This is a genomic window from Streptomyces sp. NPDC027672 (assembly GCF_055566335.1).
The window spans coordinates 80,322-101,878 of the sequence record NZ_JBVHSO010000019.1 but is presented as its reverse complement, the minus strand read 5'-3'; the positions used below and the strand labels follow the sequence as shown (position 1 = coordinate 101,878).

The window sequence follows — 21,557 nt, the reverse complement described above, 5'->3', positions numbered from 1 at the left end:
AAGCGGTCCGGGGTGCCCTCCCGCGTGGAGGGCACCCTGCGGCACGACCGCCGCCGGGCCGCTCATCCGGTCGCCCGCGGCGGCAGCTTCGGCCGGGTCCGGTCGGGTACGTCGCTGTGGTCCGGCGGGACGGCCGCGGGACGGGACTCCAGCAGTTCCAGGGCCCGCCGGACCGCCTCGCCCAGCACGGGGTAGCGGCCCTCGGCCCAGTCCAGCGGGGTGCGCAGGACCTCCACGTCGGGGGTGACGCCGTGGTTCTCCACGGACCAGCCGTAGGCGTCGAACCAGGCCGCGTTCATCGGGACCGTGATGACCGTGCCGTCGCCGAGCCGGTGCCGCCCGGTCATGCCGACGACTCCGCCCCAGGTGCGCTGGCCGACCACCGGGCCGAGGCACAGCAGCTTGAAAGCGGCGGTGATCATGTCGCCGTCGGAGGAGGTCGCCTCGTCGGCCACGGCCACCACCGGTCCGCGCGGCGCGTTCGAGGCGTACGACACCGGCTGCGCGTCCCGGGTCAGGTCCCAGCCGAGGATCGTCCGCGTCAGCTTCTCGATCACGAGCTCGCTGATGTGGCCGCCCGCGTTGCCGCGCACGTCCACGATGAGCGCGGGCCGGGACACCTCCATGCGCAGGTCGCGGTTGAACTGGGCCCAGCCGGACCCGCCCATGTCGGGGATGTGCAGATAGCCGCATGTGCCGTCGCTCAACTCCCGGACCACCTGCCGGCGTTTGGCCACCCAGTCCTGGTAGCGCAGCGGCCGTTCGTCGACGAGCGGGACGACGGCGACCCGCCGGGGCCGCCCGGCGCCGCCCGCCGCGGAGACGAAGGTCAGCTCCACGGTGGTGCCGCCCGAGCCGGCCAGCAGCGGGTACGGCCCGGCGACCGGGTCGACCGGGCGGCCGTCGACGTGGGTGAGGACGGCGCCCTCCCGGATGCCCGTGCCGGCCAGCGGCGACCGGGCCCGGGAGTCGGAGGAGTCGCCGGACAGGATGCGCCTGACTTCCCAGCGGCCGTCCCGGCGCACGAAGTTGGCGCCGAGCAGGCCCTGCGGGCGCTGGTAGTGCGGCGGGCCCTCGTTGCGGCGGGCGGCGCTGACGTAGGCGTGGGAGGTGCCGAGTTCGCCGAGCACCTCGCGCAGCAGATCGGCGAACTCGTCGGGCGAGGAGACCCGTTCGACCAGCGGGCGGTACTGGGCGAGGACCGCCTCCCAGTCGATGCCGCACATGCCCGGGTCCCAGAAGTAGGCGCGGATCAGGCGCCCCGCCTCGTCGTACGCCTGCCGCCACTCGGCGGGCGGGTCGGCCTCGTGCAGGATGCGGCGTACGTCGATCCAGACGGTGGTGTCGCCGTCGCCCGGCTCGGTCGACGGCACCGCCCGCAGGTCGCCCTCGTCCACCACGACCAGCCGGGTGCCGTCGCCGCTCACCGTGAACCAGTCCAGGTGGTCGACCAGTTCGGACTTCTTCGCCTTGCTGATGTGGAAGTACTCCAGCGTCGGGCGGCCGCTGACGTCGGCCGGGTTGACGAAGGTCTCGCCGAGCGCGCCGGAGATCGGCCAGCGCAGCCAGACCAGGCCGCCGCCCGCGACCGGGTGCAGCGCGGAGTACTTGGAGGCGATGACCGGGAACGGCGTGACCCGGTCCGCCAGCCCTTCCACCTCGACCGTCACCGTGCCGGCCTCGCCGCTCTCCTCGTCCTCCAGCGGATCGAGACCGCCGGCGGCCGGACGGCCCTCCGGGCTGAGGGCGAAGGGCGACGGGGTCGCCGAGGAGAGCGGGACGAGGTACGGGCGGCAGCCGAGCGGGAAGGACAGGTCGCCGGTGTGCACGTCGTAGACCGGGTCGAAGCCGCGCCAGGAGAGGAAGGCGAGGTAGCGGCCGTCGCGGGTGAACACCGGGTTCTCGTCCTCGAAGCGGCCGTTGGTCACGTCCACGGTCAGCCCGTCCGTGATGCGGGCCAGCTTGATCTGGCGCAGGGAGCGGCCGATGCCGGGATGCGACCAGGTGAGCCAGCAGCCGTCGGGGGAGAAGGCGAGGTCGCGGACGGGACCGTTCACGGAACGGACCAGCTCGGTCACACCGCTCGGCCCGGCGGACTCCCGCGGCCCGGCACCGGCACCGGCCGCGGTGTCCTCCGGTCCGTCCTGCGCGTCGCCCGTGGTCGCGGTGGCGTCCGGTCCGTCCTGTGCGTCGTCGCCCGCGCTCGCGGTGGTGTCCGGTCCGTCCTGCGCCGCCGTCTCCTGTCCCACGTCGATCAGCAGCAGGCGGCCGTCGTGCGAGGCGACCGCCAGCCGTTCGCCCAGCGGGTCGGCGGCCAGCTCCAGGACCCGGCCCAGGGCGCCGCAGGCCAGCCGGCGCGGCGCGCGGTCGCCGCTGGCGCGCGGGAGGTGGGCGATCTCGATCGCGTCCGCGCCCGGCGCGTCGGTGACGTAGGCGACCTGACCGGTGGAGCCCAGCATCTCCGGGAGCCGCACCCGTACGCCGGGCGGGTCGGTGATCGTCCGGGCCGGGCCGTCCCGGTGGGTCAGCCAGTACAGGCTGCCGCGCACGACGACCGCGCTGGCCCGGCCGGTCTCGTCCACGGAGACGCCGTCGATGTTCTGCGCGGCCGGCACCTGGTAGCGGCGGCGGCCGGTGCGCGGCCCGGCGAGCCGGATGTCCAGCCGGCGCGGTTCGCCGTCCGGGGAGAAGTCGTCCACCAGCCACAGGTCGCCCCCGCACTGGTACACCACCCGGCTGCCGTCGCCGGCCGCGTGCCGGGCGTAGAAGGCGTCGTGGTCGGTGTGGCGGCGCAGGTCGGTGCCGTCGCGGGCGCAGGAGTAGAGGTTGCCGACGCCTTCGTGGTCGGAGAGGAAGGCGATCCGGCCGGCGACGAACACCGGGCAGGCCAGATGGCCGCCGAGGTCCGGCAGGAGGCGCTGCCCGTGCAGCCACAGCCGGCCCGTGGCGCCGCCGCGGTACCGCTTCCAGGAGGCCGGTTCGTGCGGCGGGGTGCCGGTGAGCAGCAGGGTCTTGTGCTCGCCGGCGAGATCGGCCACCTGGATGTCGGCGACCGGGCCCCAGGGCAGCCGGCCGCCCGGGTCGCCGTCGGGCGGGACCTTGTAGGCCCAGGTGAAGTAGGAGAAGGGCTGGCCGTGGGAGGCCACCGCCAGGATGTCGGTGTGGCCCTGCTCGTCGGGCGGGGTCCAGCCGCACACCTGGGTGTCGACGCTGCCCCAGTACGTCAGCCGGCGGGCCGGGCCGCCGCCCGCGACGTCGACGAGGTGGATCTCGGGGACGAGGCTGCGCCAGGACGTGTAGGCGATCCGGCGGCCGTCCGGCGAGAAGCGGGGATGGCCCGCCTTGGTGCGGTCCGCGGTGAGCCGCCAGGCGCGGTCCGGGGCGTCGAGGCGGGCCAGCCACAGGTCGTCCTCGGCCACGAAGCACAACAGGTCGCCGCTGAGGTGGGGGAAGCGCAGATAGCTCACCCTCCCCATGCTTTTCCGGTCGACCGGCGCCAGCAACTCGTGGCCGGGCGGCCGCGCCGCTTTATGGCGTCTTCACCTTCGTGACCCAACACACGTACGAAACCGTTTCGTTTCGAAAAGGGGGCGGGGTATCTTCTCAGGTGTACGAGGAAGAAGCCTCCGGAGGGGGAAGGTGACGGGCATGACCGACGCCGTCGCGGCCGCGCGCCGCAGCCGGATCACGCCCGAGCGCGAGGCCGAGCTGTACGAGGCCGTGCTCGACCTGCTCCGGGAGGTCGGCTACGACGCCCTGACCATGGACGCCGTCGCCGCCCGCACCCGGTCCAGCAAGGCCACGCTCTACCGCCAGTGGGGCGGCAAGGCCGAGCTGGTGGCGAAAGCCGTCCGGCACACCAAGCCCGGCCGGACCGCGGAGATCGACACCGGGTCGCTCAAGGGTGACCTGCACGCCCTCACCCTGCGCGCGGACGACTGCGAGATGGAGCAGAACTCCGCGCTGATGCGGGCCCTGGCCATGGCGGTGCACGGCAACCCGGACCTGCTCCAGGCGTTCCGGGAGCATCTCGTCGAGCCGGAGCTGGGCGAGTTCCGCCGGGTGCTGCGGCGGGCGGTCGAGCGGGGCGAGGTCCGTGCGGACAACCCGGCGACCGGGTTCGTGATGCACATGCTGATCGGCGCCTTCGCCGCCCGCACCCTGATCGACGAACAGCCGCCGACGCAGGCGTTCCTCCTGTCGTACATCGACGCCGTGGTCCTCCCCGCCCTCGGCGCCCCCACCGACTGACAGCCCTTCCCCGGCAAGCCCACCACCTGACGTCACCGCTCACGTCGTCGGGCTGATCACCCCTGCCCAGCTGAACCCACGACTGACCGGGAGTACGCCTCCGTGGCCACGTTCCTCTACAAACTCGGCCGGCTCGCCTTCCGGCGACGGCACTTCGTCGCCCTGATATGGGTCGCGCTGCTCACCCTCGCCGGGGTGGGCGCCGCCTCCGCGCCCGCCGCCGGCAACACCTCCTTCTCCATCCCCGGCACCGAGGCCCAGAAGGCCTTCGACCTGCTGGAGGCGCGCTTCCCCGGGATGAGCGCCGACGGCGCCACCGCCCGGGTCGTCTTCAAGGCCCCCGGCGGCGGGAAGATGACCGACGCCGGCCACAAGCGGGCCGTCGAGAAGACCGTCGAGGAGCTGGCCGACGGCTCCGAGGTCGCCTCCGTCGCCGACCCCTACACCGGGCACGCCGTCAGCAAGGACGGCACCGTCGCCTACGCCTCGGTGAAGTACAAGGTCTCCGGCATGGAGCTTCAGGACTCCACCCGGGACGCCCTGAAGGAGGCCGCGCAGCACGCGCGGGACGCCGGGCTGACCGTCGAGGTCGGCGGTGACGCGCTGAACGCGACGCCCGAGACCGGCTCCAGCGAGATCATCGGCATCGCGATCGCCGCCGTCGTCCTCGTCATCACCTTCGGCTCCCTGCTGGCCGCCGGGCTGCCGCTGCTCACCGCGATCATCGGCGTCGGCATCGGCGTCTCCTCGATCACCGCGCTGGCCAGCGCCCTGGACCTGGGCTCCACCACCTCCACCCTGGCCACGATGATCGGCCTCGCCGTCGGCATCGACTACGCCCTGTTCATCGTCTCCCGCTACCGCGCCGAACTCGCCGAGGGCCGCGAGCGCGAGGAGGCCGCGGGACGCGCCGTCGGCACGGCGGGCTCGGCGGTGGTCTTCGCCGGCCTCACCGTCGTCATCGCCCTGGTCGGCCTGTCCGTGGTCAACATCCCGATGCTGACCAAGATGGGCGTCGCCGCGGCGGGCACCGTCGCCATCGCCGTCCTCATCGCCCTGACGATGATCCCGGCGCTGCTCGGCTACGCCGGCCGCAAGGTCAAGCCGGCGGGCCAGAAGAGCAGGCTGCTCGGCGGCGGCCGGACGCCCAAGCGGCCCGGCCGGCCGAACATGGGCACCCGCTGGGCCAGCTTCGTCGTCCGCCGCCCGGTCGCCGTCCTGCTGCTCGGCGTGGTCGGCCTCGGCGCGGCGGCGGTCCCGGCCGCCTCTCTGGAGCTGGGCCTGCCCGACGACGGCTCGCAGCCCGTCTCCACCACCCAGCGCCGCGCCTACGACCTGCTCTCCGAGGGCTTCGGACCCGGGTTCAACGGCCCGCTGATGGTCGTCGTCGACGCCAAGGACAGCTCCGCGCCCAAGGCCGCCTTCGCCGAGGTCCGCGCCCGGATCAAGGGCTTGGACGACGTCGTCACGGTCACCCCGGCCGCGCCCAACAAGGCCGGCGACACCGCGACCATCACGGTCGTACCGCGGTCCAAGCCGTCCTCGGCGACCACCGAGGACCTGGTGCACGCCATCCGCGACAAGGGCGCGGACATCGCCCGGGAGACCGACGCCACCGTGCTGGTCACCGGCTCCACGGCGATGAACATCGACGTCTCGCAGAAGCTGAACGACGCCCTGCTGCCGTATCTGGCGCTCGTGGTCGGCCTGGCGTTCCTGCTGCTGATCGTGGTCTTCCGCTCGGTGCTGGTGCCGCTGAAGGCGGCCCTCGGCTTCCTGCTGTCGGTGCTCGCCGCGCTCGGCGCCGTCGTCGCGGTCTTCCAGTGGGGCTGGCTGTCGGGCCTGATGAACGTCGAGCAGACCGGCCCGGTGATGTCGATGATGCCGATCTTCATGGTGGGTGTCGTCTTCGGTCTCGCGATGGACTACGAGGTGTTCCTCGTGACCCGGATGCGCGAGGCGTACGTCCACGGCGAGACGCCCGGCCAGGCCGTGGTGACCGGCTTCCGGCACGGCGCGCGGGTCGTGACCGCCGCCGCCGTCATCATGATCGCCGTCTTCTCCGGCTTCATCGGCTCCAGCGAGTCCATGGTCAAGATGATCGGCTTCGGCCTCGCCATCGCCGTCTTCTTCGACGCGTTCCTGGTCCGCATGGCCATCGTCCCGGCGGTCCTCGCGCTGCTCGGCAAGCGGGCCTGGTGGCTGCCGCGGTGGCTGGACCGGGCGCTGCCCAACGTGGACGTCGAGGGTGAGGGCCTGCGCACCGCCGCCGGCCACGGCAACACCGACCCCGACGGTGAGAAGGAACTGGTACGCGCCTGACGTACCGCGTCCGGCACTCCCGCGTCCTGCGGGACACGGCCGGTGAGGGCGGGACCCGGGGGCGGGACCGCGCCCTCACCGGCCTTCCGCGTGCCGGTCGAGGTAAATCGCTCCGGCGGCCACGGGGGAAAAAACCGCGTGAGCGCGGTCCGGGCCGTGCCGTACCGTGCCCCCATGACGACGACCACCCCCACCGATGCCGAAGGGTCCGGGGCCCATCCCCGGTTCGCCGAAGCGCTGCGGACGCTCGGTCTGGAGGAGGTGCTCGCGCGTACCCGGCGCTTCCCGGAGGGGACCCGGACCGCCGCCGAGGCCGCCGCCGCGATCGGGTGCGAGCTGAGCCAGATCTGCAAGTCCCTGGTCTTCGCCGCCGACGACGAGCCGGTGCTGGTGCTCATGGACGGGGCCGGGCGCGTGGATGTGGAGCGGGTGCGGGCGGAGCTGGGAGCCGGGGAGGTCGGCAGGGCCGACGCCCGGGTGGTCCGGGAGGCCACGGGGTACGCCATCGGCGGCGTACCGCCCTTCGGGCACCGCACGCGCACCCGTGTCCTCGCCGACCGCTCGCTGCTCGCGCACGACGTGGTGTGGGCGGCGGCCGGCACCCCGCACGCCGTCTTCCCGATCGGGCCGCAGGACCTCCTCGTCCACGCGGGCGCGACAGCGGTGCACGTGCGCGAGCGGACCGCCTGACCCCGCTCGCCGCGGCGGCGCCGGTGACGGCCGGGACCCGGACGGTGCACGCGCGGAACGCGGCCCGCCGACATGACGGTCCGGGTGCCGTGGCGCACCCTGGAAGCACGGATTCTCGGAGGTGGTCGTCATGATGCACACCGCTGTCGGATGGCACGTCGAGCTGGAGTTCAGGGAGGAGGACGACCAGCACACGCGCGCGGCGGCCCTGGTGCGCCTGCCCGACGGTACCGAGGTGCGGGCGCACGGCCGGGCCAGCAGGCACCAGGTCGACGCGAACCAGCCCCGGGTCGGCGAGGAGATCGCCGGCGCCCGCGCCCTGAACGAACTGGCCATGCGGCTGCTGACCAAGGCCCACGAGGAGATCGACGCGGAGTCCGGACGGACCTCGCACCCGATCCACGTGTGAGCCCCGCCGGCGCCCGCGGTGTCGCCCGGGGTCAGGCGAGCGCCGCGCGGACGGCCCGTACCAGCGCCTGCGCCCTCGGGTCGGCGGTCACGCCCGGCCGGAAGCCGTTGGTCACATAGCCGAAGGCGATGCCGTGCTCCGGGTCGGCGAAACCGAGGGCGCCGCCGCGGCCGGGATGGCCGAAGGAGCCGGGCGCGAGCAGCGGCGACGCGGTGCCGTGCAGCATGTAGCCGAGGCCGAAGCGGGTGCCGGTCACGAGCACCCGGTCCGGCCCGGCGGACTGCTCGGCGCGCGCCAGCTCCATGGTCTCGGGCGTGAACAGCCGGGTGCCGCCGTCCACCTCGCCGATCAGCGCGGCGTAGAAGCGGGCCAGCCCGTCGGCCGTGGCGATGCCGTTGGAGGCGGGCAGGACGGCGGCGCGGTAGCCGGGGTCGTTCTCGTCGGCCACCGGGGTGATCGCGGCGAACGCGCGGCGGGTGAGGGAGTCCGGGTCGGCGTAGGCCTCGGCCACCGCGCGCTTGGGCCGTATCCGCAGACCGCCCGCGGACTCGGGCACGTCCGCCGGGCCGACCCGGCCGGCCCGCCCGCGCTCCGCCTCCGGCAGACCGAGCCACAGCTCCGCGCCGGCCGGCCCGGCGATCTCCTCCGCCACCCACTCGCCCACCGGGCGGCCGGTGACCCGGCGGAGCAGCTCGCCGGTGAGCCAGCCGTAGGTGTGGGCGTGGTAGCCGTGGTCGGTGCCCGGCTCCCACACCGGTGCCTGGGCGGCGACCGCGGCGGCGCCGAGTTCGGGGTCGGCGGCCTCGGCCGGGGTGAGCGGGCGGTCCAGCACGGGCACGCCCGCGCGGTGCGCGAGGAGGTGCCGTACCCGCGTGCGCTCCTTGCCGGCCGCCTTGAACTCGGGCCAGTAGACGCCGGCCGGGGCGTCCAGGTCGAGGGCGCCGCGCTGGTGCAGGAGCAGCAGCGCGGCGGCGGCGATCCCCTTGGTCGCCGAGCGCACGATCTGCGCGGTGCCGCGCTCCCAGGGCGCCGCCCCGGCCGCCCCGTCGATGTCCCGGACGCCGGCCCACAGGTCCACGACCCGGTGCCCGTCGCGGTAGACGGCGACGGCCGCGCCGCGCTCGCCGAGCAGCGTGAAGTTCGCTGCGAACGCCTCCCTGACCGGCTCGAAGCCCTCGGCCACAGTGCCGTTCACGTCCACGGTCCGCCGTCCCCTCGTTCCCTTGCCTGCGACAGCGGGTGCAACAGCGGACGTACGCCTGCGATTCCTCGGCGGGAGCGGCCTGGCGGAATCGTTATGCCGTCGTGCCGCGCGCGCCCGTGGGCACGGACTTCGGGTCGAAGCCGAACGGCAGCTCCAGCCGGTGCGCCCGCATCAGCTCCTCGTCGGAGAGCAGCGTGCCGGTCGGGCCGTCCGCCACGATCACGCCGTCGCTGAGGACGAGCGCGCGCGGGCACAGCTCCAGGGCGTACGGCAGGTCGTGCGTGACCATGAGGACGGTGACGTCCAGCGAGCGCAGGATATCGGCGAGTTCGCGGCGGGAGGCCGGGTCGAGGTTGGACGACGGCTCGTCCAGGACCAGGATCTCCGGCTCCATGGCGAGCACGGTGGCCACCGCGACGCGCCGGCGCTGCCCGAAGGACAGGTGGTGCGGCGGCCGGTCGGCGAAGTCCCGCATGCCGACCCGCTCCAGCGCGCCGCGCACCCGCTCCTCCAGCTCCGCGCCCCTGACCCCGGCGGCGGCCGGCCCGAACGCCACGTCCTCCCGCACGGTCGGCATGAACAACTGGTCGTCCGGGTCCTGGAAGACGATGCCGACCTTCTGCCGGATCGCGGCCATGTGCCGCTTGCCGACCGGCAGCCCGGCCACGGTCACCGTGCCGGTGCCGCCGCTCAGGATGCCGTTCAGGTGCAGCACCAGGGTCGTCTTGCCGGCGCCGTTCGGGCCGAGCAGGGCGACCCGTTCACCGCGGGCGAGGGAGAAGTCCACACCGAACAGGGCCTGGTGCCCGTCGGGGTAGGCGAAGGCGAGGCCGGAGACCTCCAGAGAAGCTGTCACAGCGTCCATCACAGCACCCATCCCAGCAGACAGACGACGAGGGCGGCACCGGGGAGGGCGAGGGCGTGCCGCCACTGGGCGCCGGAGGCGGTCACCTCGTCGATGACCGGCATGGCACCGGCGTAGCCCCGGCTCACCATGGCCAGGTGCACCCGCTCCCCGCGTTCGTAGGAGCGGATGAACAGCGCGCCGGCGGACTTGGCGAGCACGCCCCAGTGCCGCACGCCCCGCGCCTCGAAGCCGCGCGACTCACGGGCGATCCGCATCCGCCGCATCTCGTCGGTGATGACGTCGCCGTAGCGGATCATGAAGGACGCGATCTGCACGAGCAGCGGCGGCAGCTTCAGCCGCTGGAGCCCGAGCAGCAGCTCCCGCAGCTCGGTGGTGGCGGCCAGCAGCACCGACGCGGCGACGCCGAGCGTGCCCTTGGCGAGCACGTTCCAGGCGCCCCACAGGCCGTTCACGCTGAGCGAGAGCCCCAGCACGTGCACCCGCTCGCCCTCCGCCACGAACGGCATGAGCACGGCGAACGCGACGAACGGCACCTCGATCAGCAGCCGCCGCAGCAGGAAACCGGCGGGCACGCGCGCGTGCCGGGCGACGGCCGCGAGCAGCACGGCGTACACCGCGAACGCCCCCATGGCCTCGCGCGGTGTCGACACGACGACCACCACGAACAGGAACGCCGCGGCCAGCTTGGTGTGCGGGGGCAGACCGTGCACGGGCGAGTGCCCGTGCCGGTAGAGCCTGTGCGCGTGTCCGGCGCCCACCTCACAGACCCGTGTTCGCGGGGGACACGTCGTCGGCGCGCCGCCTGCGCAGCGTCCAGAACACGGCACTGCCCGCGACGACGGTGACGCCGACGCCGATCACGCCCGCGAGCCCGCCGGACAGCCGCGCGTCGGAGATGTCCCGGACGCCGTAGTCGGCCAGCGGCGAGTCGGCGGCCGCGTGCTGCTCCGCCTTCTTGTCGATCCCCTTGTCGTGCGCGACCTTCTCCAGGCCGTCCGGGTCGGCGGAGGCGTAGAAGCTGACGAAGCCGGCGAGGACGAGGGAGGTGACGAGGCCGGTCACCCACAGGGTCCGGCGCGAGGTGCGCGCCACCGCGGGCGCCGCGGGCGCCGCGGCCGGGGCGTCGACCAGCTCGCCGTTCACCCGCAGCCTCAGCCGCTGCCGCAGCCCGCGCGCGCCGTGCACCAGGTCCGGGCGGACGGCGATGACGGCGCCGACCGTCAGCGCGGTGATGACGGCCTCGCCGATGCCGATGAGCACGTGCACGCCGATCATCGCGGTGGCGACCTTGCCGAGGGAGACATCGGTGGTGCCGCCGACGGCGTAGATCAGCGTGAAGGCGACGGCGGCGGCGGGCACGGACACCAGCGCGGCGACGAACGAGGCGACCGTCACCGAGCGCCGCTTGCGGGGCAGCACGGCGAGCAGGCCGCGGAAGAGGGCGTAGGACACCACGGTGGTGACGATCGCCATGTCGGTGATGTTCACGCCCAGCGCGGTCAGCCCGCCGTCGGCGAACAGCACGCCCTGCATGAGCAGCACCACCGACACGCACAGCACCGCCGTGTACGGGCCGACGAGGATCGCGGCGAGCGCTCCGCCCAGCAGATGTCCGCTGGTCCCGGCGGCCACCGGGAAGTTCAGCATCTGCACGGCGAAGATGAACGCCGCGACCAGACCGGCCAGCGGCGCGGTGCGTTCGTCCAGCTCACGGCGGGCACCGCGCAGGCTCACCGCCACGGCGCCGGCGGCGAGCACTCCGGTGACCGCGGAGGTCGGGGCGTCTATGAATCCGTCAGGTACATGCACCCGACGATTTTAGGCCCTTGTTGCGAAGCACTTGCAAGAGAGACGCCGTCTCGTCTCCCGCCGGGGCAGACGGGGTGAAGTGTGCGACTCTTGAGGGAAAGCGGAGGAATGGCTTTCACTCGGGTCACGGTGCGTGAGAGGGCGGTCCGATGTCTGTGGTCGAACAGTACGCGCGCGCTCATATCGTCACGGACGAGGACGACCCGGGGGCCGTACCCGTCCTGCTCCGGTACGACCCCGACAGCGACCCCCGGTCGGTCCGGGTCGGCCTGCCCGGCCCGCACGAGTGGACCTTCTCCCGCGCGCTGCTCGAACGGGGACTGCGGGCGCCGGCCGGGAGCGGCGCCGTCCGGGTGTGGCCCTGCGGCCGGGTCCAGGCCGTCGTGGAGTTCCACACCGACCAGGGCGTGGAAGTGGTGCAGTTCGAGTCCAAGACCCTGCTGCGGTTCCTGCGGCGGACGTACACCGCCGAGCCGGTGCGCGGCTGATCAGCTCCCGCGCTTCAGCAGTGCCGCCACGATCGGCCCGGCCGTGTCGCCGCCGTGCCCGCCCGCCTGGACGACACCCGCGGCGGCGAGGTCGCCGCGGTAGGCGGTGAACCAGCCGTTCGGCTTCTTCTGGCCGTCGACCTCCGCCGAGCCGGTCTTCGCGCCGTAGTCCGGGCCGAGCCCCGACATCGCCTCGGCCGCCGTGCCGGACGCGGCGGTGTACCGCATCAGCTCGCGCAGTTGGGACAGCGTCCTGGCCGGCAGGGTCCGCGAGGCGGTGGCCAGCGTCCGGTGGTCCACCGAGGGCGGGACCAGGTACGGCTGGTGGAAGGAGCCCGACTGCACGGTGGCCGCGACCGAGGCCATGTTCAGCGGGTTCATCCGCACCCCGCCCTGCCCGATCAGCTCGGCCGCCATCTGCGCCGCCGACTGCACCGGCACCGAGCCGTCGAAGCTGGGCACGCCGATCGCCCAGTCGTTCCTCGACAGCCCGAAGACCTGCTGGGCCTGCCGGCTCAGGTCGTCGTCGGCCAGCTTCTTCGCCTGGCTGATGAAGGCCGTGTTGCAGGACCGGGCGAAGCTGGCCTTGAAGGTGCCGCCCTTGATCTCGAAGTCGTCGTCGTTGTGGAACTTCCAGCCGCCGAAGGTGACCGTCTTCGGGCACGGGTGCGGCTTGTCCGCCGCGGCCAGACCCTTGTCGAGCAGCAGCGACGAGGTGATGATCTTCATGGTGGAGCCGGGCGCGAGGGCGCCCTGGAACGCGGTGTTGAAGCCGTGCCCGCTGTTGGCGGCCGCCAGGATCTCCCCGGTCGAGGGCCGCAGGACCACCACGGAGGCCCGCGCCCGCTTGTCCACCTGCTGCTCGGCCGCCGCCTGGAACTCCGGGCTGAGCGTCGTGCGCACCGTGCCCGGCGTGCCCCGGCTCAGCTCCGCCAGCGTCTTGTCGGACAGCTTGGCGTCCCTGGCCGCCTTGCCGCGCACCACGCGCAGCTCGATGCCCGCCGTGCCGCCGGCCGTCTTGCCGTACTTCTCCCGCAGCCCGTCCAGCACCGTGCCCAGGGACGGGTAGCGGGCGGCCGTGATCTCGCCGCCCTCGCGGTCCAGCGCCTTGACCGGCGGGGTGCCGGAGGCGCCGGTCACCAGCCGGTCGCCGTCCGTCAGGTCCGGGTGGACGACGGCCGGGCGCCAGTCGACCAGCGGCCGGCCGTCGCTCGCGCGGCGCACCACGGTGAGCGAGCTGTCGTAGGCCAGCGGCTTGCTCAGGCCGCGGTAGGCGATCGTCGCCCGCACGGCGAACGGCACCCGGGCGCCCTTGGGCGGCCGGGCGGTGACCGTGACGTCCGTCAGATGCGCGTCCTTGGTGTAACCGGTCAGCAGCCGGTCCGCGGCGGCCGGATCGTCGGTGGCGGCCGCCGCCGCGGAGACCTTGCCGTGCTGCCAGGCGGTGAGGAAGCGGGCCGCGGTCGTGCGGATCTCGGCCGCGGTGGGCGGCCCGGTCCGCACGGTCTTGTGGCCGGCCGCGGCGCGCTCGTCGGCCGCGGCTCCGCCGTACAGCGCGTACAGCCCGGCCCCGGCGCCTACGGCCACGGCGAGCGCCCCGCCGAGCAGGGCCGGCCGGGTCCTGCGCCGCTCGGCGACGCGCCTTCTCTTGCCCACAGCCCTCAGTTCCTCCGCGCCTCGCCCAGGCTCTCCACAGCCCTCACACTCCCAACGACGGCACTCACCTTAAGGTCCCCGTCTCCACGGGTGATCTCAACCCGCGTTCCGTAGCACGCTTGCGACAATCGGACCGGCCGCGTCGACGCCGTGCCCACCGTCCTGGACCATGGCCGCCGCCGCCACATCGCCCCGGTACCCGGTGAACCAGCTATCCGACCTGGCCTCCCCGTCGGCCTCCGCCGAACCGGTCTTGGCGCCGACGTCCCCGCCGAGCCCCGCCATCACAGTGGCCGCGGTGCCGCTGCGCGCGGTGCGGTTCATCATCGCGCGCAACTGCGCCACCGTGCCCGGCGCCAGCCCCCGCGCGCGGGCCGGTTCCCGGCCGTCCAGGCGCAGCGGCACGATCACCGGCTGACGGAAGGCGCCGGTCGTGGCGGTCGCCGTCACCGAGGCCATGTTCAGCGGGCTCAGCTGGACCTGGCCCTGGCCGATCAGCGCGGCCGCGGTGTCCGGGCCGCCGGCGGCGGGCACCCGCCCGTCGAAGGAGGGCACCCCGATCCGCCAGTCGTCCCGCCCGAGCCCGAACCGGTCCTCGGCCTCCCGGGTGAGGGAGTCGGTCTTCACCTCGTCGGCGAACTTCACGAACGCCGTGTTGCAGGAGCGGGCGAAGCTGTCGGCGAGGGTGGCGTGCTCGTCCGGTGCCAGGCCCTGGAGGTTGTGGAAGGTCTGGCTCTGCCAGACGGCCGACGGCGGGCAGGGCGCCGGGCCGCCCGCCGTGGCCAGGCCGTTGTCGATGAGGGTCGCCGCGCTGATGATCTTCATGGTGGAGCCGGGCGCGCGTTCGCCGAGGAGGGCCGCGTCGAAGCCGTCCCGGCGGTTGTTGGCGACGGCGAGGATCTCACCGGTGCTCGGCTTGACCACCGCCACGGAGGACTCGGGGTACTTCAGCACGGCCGTCTCGGCCGCCGCCTGGACGCTCGCGCTGAGCGTCGTCGGGAGTCTGCCGGGCCGGCCCTCGGCCAGGGTGAGCAGCGGGGTGTCCGCGGCCTGGCCGCCGTCCGCCGCGGCCTGGTGCCGGATGACCAGTTCCACCCCGGGCCGGCCGCCGGCCTTGGCGCCGTACCGCCGGCGCAGCTCGTCCAGGAGCGGACCGAGCGAGGGGTACCGCCGTCGGGTCAGCACCTTGCCGTCGCGGTCCACGGGCTCGATCTCCGGGGCGGCGGAGGCGCCGGTGGCCAGGGTGTCGCCCGTGCGCAGCCGCGGGTGGACGACGGAGGGCCGCCAGTCGACCAGCGCCCGGTGCGAGGTCTCGCCGCGGACGACGGTGAGGCTGCCGCGGTAGGACAGCGGCTTGGCCGCGCCCTCGTAGGACACCGTCGCCCGTACCGTGAAGGGCACCGTGGCGCCGGTGGCCTCGCCGGGGGTGATCCGCACCTTGCCGATGTGCGCGTCCGTGCCGTAGGCCGCCAGCAGTTCCCGGGCGGCCTGCGGGTAGTTCGTGTACGCCGCCGCGGTGGCCGCGTCGCCCTTCTCCCAAGCGGCGAGGAACGCGCGGGACGCCTGCCGCACCTCGGCGCCGTCGGGCGGACCGGTCCGCGCGGGCGCCGGGCCCGCCGTGGTGCCGTCGCCGTTCAGCGCGGACGCGATGTTGTAGACCCCGTAGCCGGCCCCGCCCAGCAGTGTGACGCACACGCCGCCGATGACGGCCGCTTTGACCCCGTTGCGCATCGCGGGTATCCCCTCCCGTTCGGCCTGTTGAACGTGTTCAACAGTTGTGCCGGGGAGCACTGTAAGCGGTTGCGGTGCCCGCCACAGGGGAGTTGTGGAACCGTGATCAGACCCAGGTGTCCAGCCACATCCGCGACCGCCAGGAGTCGATCGGGATCGCGGTGCCCGTGTAGATGGGCCAGAAGTAGATGAAGTTCCAGGCGATCAGCAGCACCAGGACGCCCGCCCCCGTCGCGCCGATCACCCGGCGGGTGTCCCCGGAGCCCGGCGGGCCGACGATCGCGCCGATCATCATGGCCACCGCCAGGCACAGGAACGGCAGGAAGACGACCGCGTAGAAGAGGAAGATGGTCCGCTCCTGGTACAGGAACCACGGCAGATAGCCCGCCGCGATCCCGCAGGCGATGGCGCCGGCCCGCCAGTCGCGGCGCAGCGCCCAGCGCCACAGCACGTAGACGAGCGCGAAGCAGGCCGCCCACCACAGCAGCGGCGTGCCGATCGCCAGCACCTCCCGGGCGCACTTCTGGCCCGCGTCCGCCGGGCAGCCGTCGGTGCCCGGGGCCGGCGACTCGTAGAAGTACGACACCGGGCGGCCCAGCACCAGCCAGCTCCACGGGTTGGACTGGTAGGTGTGCGGCTGGTCGAGGTGGACGTGGAACTTGTAGACCTCGTGCTCGTAGTGCCACAGGCTGCGCAGCCAGTCCGGCAGGAACGCCCAGGTGCCGCCCTTGCCGTCGGTGGCCGCCCAGTTGCGGTAGTAGCCGCCCGTGCCGTCGGCCGCGGAGAGGATCCAGCCGGTCCAGGAGGCCACGTACACCACCAGCGCCACCGGCACCGTCGCGACGAAGGCGAGACCGGTGTCGTACTTCAGGGCGGCGGTGTACGGGCGGGACGCGCCGGCCACCTTGCGGGTGCCGACGTCCCACAGGACCGTCATGACGCAGAACGCCGCCAGCACGTACAGCCCGTTCCACTTCGTGCCGGCGGCCAGGCCCAGCAGCACCCCGGCCGTCCAGCGCCACGGCCGCCACCCGAACCGGAAGGCGTCCGCGACGGACGCGTCCGGCCGGGCCCGGCCGTCCGGGCCCACCGGCAGCGCGGCGGCCAGCCTCTCCCGCGCCCGGTCCCGGTCGACCACCAGGGCGCCGAACGCGGCCACCACGAAGAACATCAGCACGCCGTCCAGCAGCGACGTGCGGCTCATCACGAAGTGCAGCCCGTCCACCGCCATCAGCGCGCCCGCCAGACAGCCCAGGAACGTCGAGCGGAACAGCCGGCGCCCGATCCGGCACAGCAGCAGCACGCTCAGCGTCCCGAGCAGCGCCGTCATGAACCGCCAGCCGAACGGGTCGAACCCGAAGACCAGCTCGCCCAGCCCGATCACGTACTTGCCGACCGGCGGGTGCACCACGTACGCCGGGTCCGTCGGCACCGCGAGGTGGCCGTGCTGCCGCAGCACCAGGTCGTTGGCGTTCTTCCCGTACTGGTCCCAGCTCACCTCGAAGCCGCGGTGGACCAGCGCCCAGGCGTCCTTCGCGTAGTACGTCTCGTCGAATATCACCGCGTGCGGGCTGCCCAGGTGCCAGAACCGCATCAGGCCCGCCAGCAGCGTCACCAGCAGCGGCCCGCCCCAGCCCGACCAGCGCGTGATCCGCTCGGCGAGGACCGGCGAGGCGCCGAGCACCCGCCACAGCCGGTCGCCCGGCCGCGCGTACGGCGGCACCAGCCGGTCGCGCACGTCGGCCGCGGGCGCGTCCCGGTCCGGCGCGTACCCGAATCGGCGCAGCCGCTGCTGCCACGACGGCTGCCGGTCGTGCGGCGGCCGGTCCTGCCGGAGGTCCATGGAGGACGCGGTATCGGTCACCGCGCCATCGTAGGGAACCGTGCTGTGCGAGTCCCGCGCACGGACCGCTCGGGCCGCACGGGTCGCCGGGGCGCGGGCGTCTTCCCGGGCCGCGGGCGGTCCCTGCGAGGATGGGGGCGTGACTGGAACCCTTGTCCTCGCAGGAACCCCCATCGGCGACGTCGCGGACGCGCCGCCCCGGCTGGCCGAGGAGCTGGCCGGCGCCGACGTGGTCGCCGCGGAGGACACCCGGCGGCTGCGCCGGCTCACCCAGGCGCTCGGTGTCACCCCCAAGGGCCGCGTGGTCTCCTACTTCGAGGGCAACGAGGCCGCCCGCACCCCCGAACTCGTCGCGGAGCTGCTCGGCGGCGCGCGCGTGCTGCTGGTGACCGACGCCGGCATGCCGTCCGTCTCCGACCCCGGCTACCGGCTGGTCGCCGCCGCCGTGGAGCAGGACGTCCGGGTCACCGCCGTACCCGGGCCGTCCGCCGTGCTCACCGCGCTCGCCCTGTCCGGGCTGCCCGTCGACCGGTTCTGCTTCGAGGGCTTCCTGCCGCGCAAGGCCGGCGAGCGGCTGTCCCGGCTGCGCGAGGTCGCGGCCGAACGGCGCACGCTCGTCTACTTCGAGGCCCCGCACCGGCTCGACGACACCCTCGCCGCCATGGCCGAGGTCTTCGGCGCGGACCGGCGGGCCGCCGTCTGCCGCGAGCTGACCAAGACCTACGAGGAGGTACGGCGCGGTCCGCTGGCCGAGCTGGCGCGGTGGGCCGCGGACGGTGTGCGCGGCGAGATCACCGTCGTGGTCGAGGGCGCGCCCGAGGCCGGACCGGAGGACCTGGACGCCGGGGAACTGGTGCGCAGGGTCCAGGTGCGCGAGGAGGCCGGCGAGCGCCGCAAGGAGGCGATCGCGGCGGTGGCGGCGGAGGCGGGCCTGCCCAAGCGGGTCGTGTTCGACGCCGTCGTCGCGGCCAAGCGCTCGGCCGGCTGAGGCGGTCGCCGCCGGCCCGGTAAGCAGCTCCGGCCGGGCGGCCGGGCGGCCGGCCGGCCACCCGGCGCCGGTCGCGCGGGGCCCTTCCCCGCGCCCCCGTGAGGCGCCCCCGCGCGCCCCATGGACGGGCAAAAGGCTGTCACCGATGGCAAAGCCCAACTGTCTCATTCGCGCCCCCGGGGCAAGCGATGACCAAATCGGCTCCAACACTCGACAGGACGGATGCGTTCCCGCCGGGCGGGGCGTCCACTGGGTGACGGGACGCACCCGCCCCGACCGGGACGCAACCGTCCAACAGGGAGCTGGCATGAGTGACATAGCAGGGCAGACCGGTCTCCGTCGTACGGCCGCGGCCGTCGTTCACGAGTCGTACGCGTTCGCCTGCATGCGCTGCGGGCACGGCTGGGAACAGTCGTACGCGATAGAGCACCACACGGACGCCCAGGGGGAGGAGTTCGTGCTCTACGTGGCGGACGGCCGGATCGTGCCGTCGCCGCTGAGCCGGCCGCGCTGCCAGAACTGCGAGGGCCGCGTGCTGCGGATCATGCGCGCCGGCCAGGTCTCCTCGGCGCGCGCCGGGACCGGCCGGCACCAGGTGCCGCAGACGGGCCCGGCCGAGGCGCCGGTGCCGGGGCAGGCGGCCGGGGAGCCGCACCACTGGCACCTGTCCGATCTGCTGCACCCCTTCCACCGCAAGGCGGGCTGACCCGGCCGGCCGCGTCACCGGGGGCCACCGGTCTGCAGAGACCGGTCCCCGGGCCACCGGCCGGCGGCGTTCGACGGCGGGTCTCTTTCGTAGGATCGGGGCATGCCTTCGAACGCCGGCCAGAGCCCCAAGGGCGACGACAAGAACGCGGCGCCGCCGCTCCCGGCACCCCTGCGGGTGCCCGTCGCCGACTCCCACACCCACCTCGACATGCAGTCCGGCACGGTCGAAGAGGGCCTGGCGAAGGCGGCCGCGGTGGGCGTCACCACGGTCGTCCAGGTCGGCTGCGACCTCCAGGGCTCGCGGTGGGCCGCCGAGACGGCCGCCGCGCACGCCGCCGTCCACGCCGCCGTCGCCCTCCACCCCAACGAGGCCCCGCGCATCGTGCACGGCGATCCCGACAACTGGTCCCGGCAGGGCGCCCGGACGGCGGGCGGCGACGCGGCCCTGGACGAGGCGCTGGCCGAGATCGACCGGCTGGCCGCGCTGGAGCAGGTCAAGGGCGTCGGCGAGACGGGCCTGGACTACTTCCGCACCGGCCCCGAGGGCAAGGACGCCCAGGAACGCTCCTTCCGCGCCCACATCGAGATCGCCAAACGGCACGGCAAGGCGCTCGTCATCCACGACCGCGACGCCCACGCCGACGTGCTGCGGGTACTGAAGGAGGAGGGCGCCCCGGAGCGCACCGTCTTCCACTGCTACTCCGGTGACGCGGAGATGGCCCGGGTCTGCGCCCGCGAGGGCTACTTCCTGTCCTTCGCCGGCAACGTCACCTTCAAGAACGCCCAGCACCTGCGGGACGCCCTCGCCGTCGCCCCGCTGGAGCTGGTGCTGGTGGAGACGGACGCGCCGTTCCTGACCCCGGCGCCGTACCGCGGACGGCCGAACGCCCCGTATCTCGTTCCGGTGACGGTCCGTGCGATGGCCGCGGTGCGCGGCATCGACGAGGACGCGCTGGCGACGGCCCTGGCCGCCAACACGGCCCGCGCCTTCGCCTACTGAGCGTGCACGGAAAGTAACCATCGCCTGACGCCGATCGTCCGTCCGACACGCTGCGTAGCCGCGCCGCTTTGGCGGGTGCCCGGCGCTCCGCTAGGTTCTGGGGCCCGATCCGGACCCCCTGGCCCTCTGGAGCGTATCGGCGTGAGCGAGTCGCAGTACGAGACGTGGGAGGCGTACGGCCCCGGCGCCGCGCCACCCGGCGGCCCCGGGCCCGGCGGCCCGCGCGACGGGCGGACGGTGGCTTACGGCACCCCGGCCGACGCGCCGTACGCCGGCATCCCGTACGCCGAGGCCCCGTACGCCGACACGCCGTACGCCGACACTCCGTACCGGCCCCGGCACGGGAGGAGCACGCGGCCGGAGATCCCGGCGCCCGCACCCGCCCCCGCGCCGGTGCCCGCCCCCGCGCCGGTGCTGCCGCGCCAGGCCGGGGACGGCCCCGAGGCGATGAGCGGGCGGTCCGCGCGCCGGCGCAGGGCCCGCCACCCCGAGCGCCCGGAGTCCGCCGTGCGCCGGCTGCTGCCGCAGGCGCTGGTCGTGGCCTTCCTCGCCGGCGGCACCACCGCCTTCGTCGCCGAGGACAAGGCGGTCGAGCTGAGCGTCGACGGCCGGCCCCGCACGCTGCACACCTTCGCCGACGACGTGCGCGAGCTGCTCGCCGAGGAAGGCGTACGCGTCGGGGCGCACGACATGGTCGCGCCCGCCCCCGGCGCGGCGCTCACCAGCGGCGACGAGGTCGCGGTGCGCTACGGCCGCCCGGTGCGGCTCACCCTGGACGGCCGGCGCCAGGAGGTGTGGACGACGGCGCACACCGTGGCGGGCGCGCTGGAACAGCTGGGCGTCCGCGCCGAGGGCGCCCGGCTGTCCGCCTCGCGCTCCCAGCGCATCGGACGCGCCGGGCTCGCGCTCGACGTGCGCACCGAACGCGCGGTCACGGTCATGGCGGACGGCCGGGCCCGCACCGTCCGCACCAACGCGGCCACCGTCCGGGAGGTGGTCGCGGAGGCCGGGATCACCCTGCGCGGCGAGGACACCCTCTCCGTCCCGGCGGACAGCTTCCCGCGCGACGGACAGACGGTGACCGTGCTGCGGGTGAGCGGCCGGCGGGAGGTGTACGACGAGCCCATCCCGTACGCCGTCGAGCGGACCGCCGATCCCACGCTCCTGCGGGGCATCGAGGTCGTCGCCCGGCCCGGCCGGCCCGGAGTGCGCCGCACCGTCTCCTACGTGCGCATCGTCAACGGGGTCCGGCAGCGGCCGCGCCCGGTGGGCACCGAGGTGGTGCAGGCGCCGCTCAGCCAGGTGGTGCGGGTGGGCACGAAGCCGCGGCCCGCGTCCGTGCACGGCGCCGACGACCTGGACTGGCACGCCCTCGCGCTGTGCGAGTCCGGCGGCCGGCCCGACGCGGTCGACCCGTCCGGGACGTACGGCGGGCTCTACCAGTTCGACACCCGCACCTGGCACAGCCTCGGCGGCACGGGCCGGCCCCAGGACGCCTCCGCGCAGGAGCAGACCTACCGCGCGAAGAAGCTGTACGTACGGCGCGGGGCGAGCCCCTGGCCGCACTGCGGGGCACGACTGCGCGGTTAG

General features: G+C 74.3%; 17 protein-coding genes. 9 read left to right on the top strand and 8 right to left on the bottom strand.

The genetic code is table 11. The annotated features are described in order from the left end of the window. Positions 1 to 62 precede the first annotated feature (62 nt). Positions 63 to 3,476 carry a S41 family peptidase gene (locus ACZ4SV_RS33315; RefSeq protein WP_468009555.1) on the bottom strand — a complete coding sequence of 1,138 codons (3,414 nt, stop codon included), beginning with the start codon at positions 3,474 to 3,476 and terminating at the stop codon, positions 63 to 65. A gap of 172 nt (positions 3,477 to 3,648) precedes the next feature. On the opposite strand from ACZ4SV_RS33315, the gene ACZ4SV_RS33310 reads away from it, so the two are divergent. The 4 genes from ACZ4SV_RS33310 (at position 3,649) to ACZ4SV_RS33295 (ending at position 7,672) form a co-directional block, all read left to right on the top strand. Continuing rightward, entirely contained in the window at positions 3,649 to 4,251 is a 603-nt protein-coding gene (locus ACZ4SV_RS33310) for a TetR/AcrR family transcriptional regulator (protein WP_365875105.1), read from the top strand. A 102-nt stretch (positions 4,252 to 4,353) separates the two neighbouring features. Beyond that, positions 4,354 to 6,573 (top strand): MMPL family transporter, encoded by a 2,220-nt coding sequence (locus ACZ4SV_RS33305; protein ID WP_468009547.1) that lies wholly within the window; start codon positions 4,354 to 4,356, stop codon positions 6,571 to 6,573. 174 nt (positions 6,574 to 6,747) lie between these two features. Continuing rightward, entirely contained in the window at positions 6,748 to 7,263 is a 516-nt protein-coding gene (locus ACZ4SV_RS33300) for a YbaK/EbsC family protein (RefSeq protein ID WP_468009543.1), read from the top strand. Between the two features lie 130 nt (positions 7,264 to 7,393). Continuing rightward, entirely contained in the window at positions 7,394 to 7,672 is a 279-nt protein-coding gene (locus ACZ4SV_RS33295) for a DUF1876 domain-containing protein (RefSeq protein ID WP_365875099.1), read from the top strand. Between the two features lie 31 nt (positions 7,673 to 7,703). Here ACZ4SV_RS33295 and ACZ4SV_RS33290 read toward each other — a convergent pair whose 3' ends face one another. The 4 genes from ACZ4SV_RS33290 to ACZ4SV_RS33275 form a co-directional block, all read right to left on the bottom strand. Continuing rightward, positions 7,704 to 8,873 carry a serine hydrolase domain-containing protein gene (locus ACZ4SV_RS33290; protein ID WP_468009537.1) on the bottom strand — a complete coding sequence of 390 codons (1,170 nt, stop codon included), beginning with the start codon at positions 8,871 to 8,873 and terminating at the stop codon, positions 7,704 to 7,706. 94 nt (positions 8,874 to 8,967) lie between these two features. Further along, positions 8,968 to 9,741: an energy-coupling factor ABC transporter ATP-binding protein gene (locus tag ACZ4SV_RS33285; RefSeq protein WP_468009534.1), complete on the bottom strand. Its 774-nt coding sequence runs from the start codon at positions 9,739 to 9,741 to the stop codon at positions 8,968 to 8,970. Next, positions 9,741 to 10,502, bottom strand: coding sequence for a cobalt ECF transporter T component CbiQ (gene cbiQ, locus ACZ4SV_RS33280; RefSeq protein WP_365875094.1), 762 nt, complete (start codon positions 10,500 to 10,502; stop codon positions 9,741 to 9,743). The genes ACZ4SV_RS33285 and cbiQ overlap by 1 nt, the downstream gene beginning before the upstream one ends. A gap of 1 nt (position 10,503) precedes the next feature. Further along, entirely contained in the window at positions 10,504 to 11,553 is a 1,050-nt protein-coding gene (locus ACZ4SV_RS33275; protein ID WP_468009529.1) for an energy-coupling factor ABC transporter permease, read from the bottom strand. A 149-nt stretch (positions 11,554 to 11,702) separates the two neighbouring features. Here ACZ4SV_RS33275 and ACZ4SV_RS33270 point away from each other — a divergent pair, with 149 nt between their 5' ends. Continuing rightward, positions 11,703 to 12,041: an SsgA family sporulation/cell division regulator gene (locus tag ACZ4SV_RS33270; protein ID WP_397946075.1), complete on the top strand. Its 339-nt coding sequence runs from the start codon at positions 11,703 to 11,705 to the stop codon at positions 12,039 to 12,041. Here the strand turns inward: ACZ4SV_RS33270 and ACZ4SV_RS33265 are convergent, their stop codons facing one another. The 3 genes from ACZ4SV_RS33265 to ACZ4SV_RS33255 all read right to left on the bottom strand — a co-directional run bounded on the left by ACZ4SV_RS33265 (position 12,042) and on the right by ACZ4SV_RS33255 (position 17,292). Then, positions 12,042 to 13,697 carry a penicillin-binding transpeptidase domain-containing protein gene (locus tag ACZ4SV_RS33265; RefSeq protein ID WP_468009522.1) on the bottom strand — a complete coding sequence of 552 codons (1,656 nt, stop codon included), beginning with the start codon at positions 13,695 to 13,697 and terminating at the stop codon, positions 12,042 to 12,044. Positions 13,698 to 13,793: 96 nt separating this feature from the next. Then, positions 13,794 to 15,428 carry a penicillin-binding transpeptidase domain-containing protein gene (locus ACZ4SV_RS33260; protein WP_468009518.1) on the bottom strand — a complete coding sequence of 545 codons (1,635 nt, stop codon included), beginning with the start codon at positions 15,426 to 15,428 and terminating at the stop codon, positions 13,794 to 13,796. Between the two features lie 106 nt (positions 15,429 to 15,534). After that, positions 15,535 to 17,292: a dolichyl-phosphate-mannose--protein mannosyltransferase gene (locus ACZ4SV_RS33255; RefSeq protein ID WP_468009514.1), complete on the bottom strand. Its 1,758-nt coding sequence runs from the start codon at positions 17,290 to 17,292 to the stop codon at positions 15,535 to 15,537. Between the two features lie 118 nt (positions 17,293 to 17,410). Between ACZ4SV_RS33255 and rsmI the strand changes: the two genes are divergently transcribed. From rsmI to ACZ4SV_RS33235, 4 genes are all read left to right on the top strand, one after another. Further along, positions 17,411 to 18,259 carry a 16S rRNA (cytidine(1402)-2'-O)-methyltransferase gene (gene rsmI / locus ACZ4SV_RS33250; protein ID WP_365941994.1) on the top strand — a complete coding sequence of 283 codons (849 nt, stop codon included), beginning with the start codon at positions 17,411 to 17,413 and terminating at the stop codon, positions 18,257 to 18,259. Positions 18,260 to 18,566: 307 nt separating this feature from the next. After that, positions 18,567 to 18,965 (top strand): hypothetical protein, encoded by a 399-nt coding sequence (locus tag ACZ4SV_RS33245; protein ID WP_468009509.1) that lies wholly within the window; start codon positions 18,567 to 18,569, stop codon positions 18,963 to 18,965. A 102-nt stretch (positions 18,966 to 19,067) separates the two neighbouring features. After that, entirely contained in the window at positions 19,068 to 19,967 is a 900-nt protein-coding gene (locus tag ACZ4SV_RS33240) for a TatD family hydrolase (RefSeq protein WP_468009506.1), read from the top strand. Between the two features lie 141 nt (positions 19,968 to 20,108). Then, positions 20,109 to 21,557 carry a ubiquitin-like domain-containing protein gene (locus tag ACZ4SV_RS33235; protein ID WP_468009502.1) on the top strand — a complete coding sequence of 483 codons (1,449 nt, stop codon included), beginning with the start codon at positions 20,109 to 20,111 and terminating at the stop codon, positions 21,555 to 21,557.

What these genes read in the sequence shown, in the direction of transcription:
- ACZ4SV_RS33315 (WP_468009555.1), bottom strand. Translation starts at nt 3,476, where the DNA reads ATGGGGAGGGTGAGCTATCTGCGCTTCCCCCACCTCAGCGGCGACCTG.
- ACZ4SV_RS33310 (WP_365875105.1), top strand. Translation starts at nt 3,649, where the DNA reads ATGACCGACGCCGTCGCGGCCGCGCGCCGCAGCCGGATCACGCCCGAG.
- ACZ4SV_RS33300 (WP_468009543.1), top strand. Translation starts at nt 6,748, where the DNA reads ATGACGACGACCACCCCCACCGATGCCGAAGGGTCCGGGGCCCATCCC.
- ACZ4SV_RS33295 (WP_365875099.1), top strand. Translation starts at nt 7,394, where the DNA reads ATGATGCACACCGCTGTCGGATGGCACGTCGAGCTGGAGTTCAGGGAG.
- ACZ4SV_RS33285 (WP_468009534.1), bottom strand. Translation starts at nt 9,741, where the DNA reads ATGGACGCTGTGACAGCTTCTCTGGAGGTCTCCGGCCTCGCCTTCGCC.
- ACZ4SV_RS33270 (WP_397946075.1), top strand. Translation starts at nt 11,703, where the DNA reads ATGTCTGTGGTCGAACAGTACGCGCGCGCTCATATCGTCACGGACGAG.
- ACZ4SV_RS33260 (WP_468009518.1), bottom strand. Translation starts at nt 15,428, where the DNA reads ATGCGCAACGGGGTCAAAGCGGCCGTCATCGGCGGCGTGTGCGTCACA.
- ACZ4SV_RS33245 (WP_468009509.1), top strand. Translation starts at nt 18,567, where the DNA reads ATGAGTGACATAGCAGGGCAGACCGGTCTCCGTCGTACGGCCGCGGCC.
- ACZ4SV_RS33240 (WP_468009506.1), top strand. Translation starts at nt 19,068, where the DNA reads ATGCCTTCGAACGCCGGCCAGAGCCCCAAGGGCGACGACAAGAACGCG.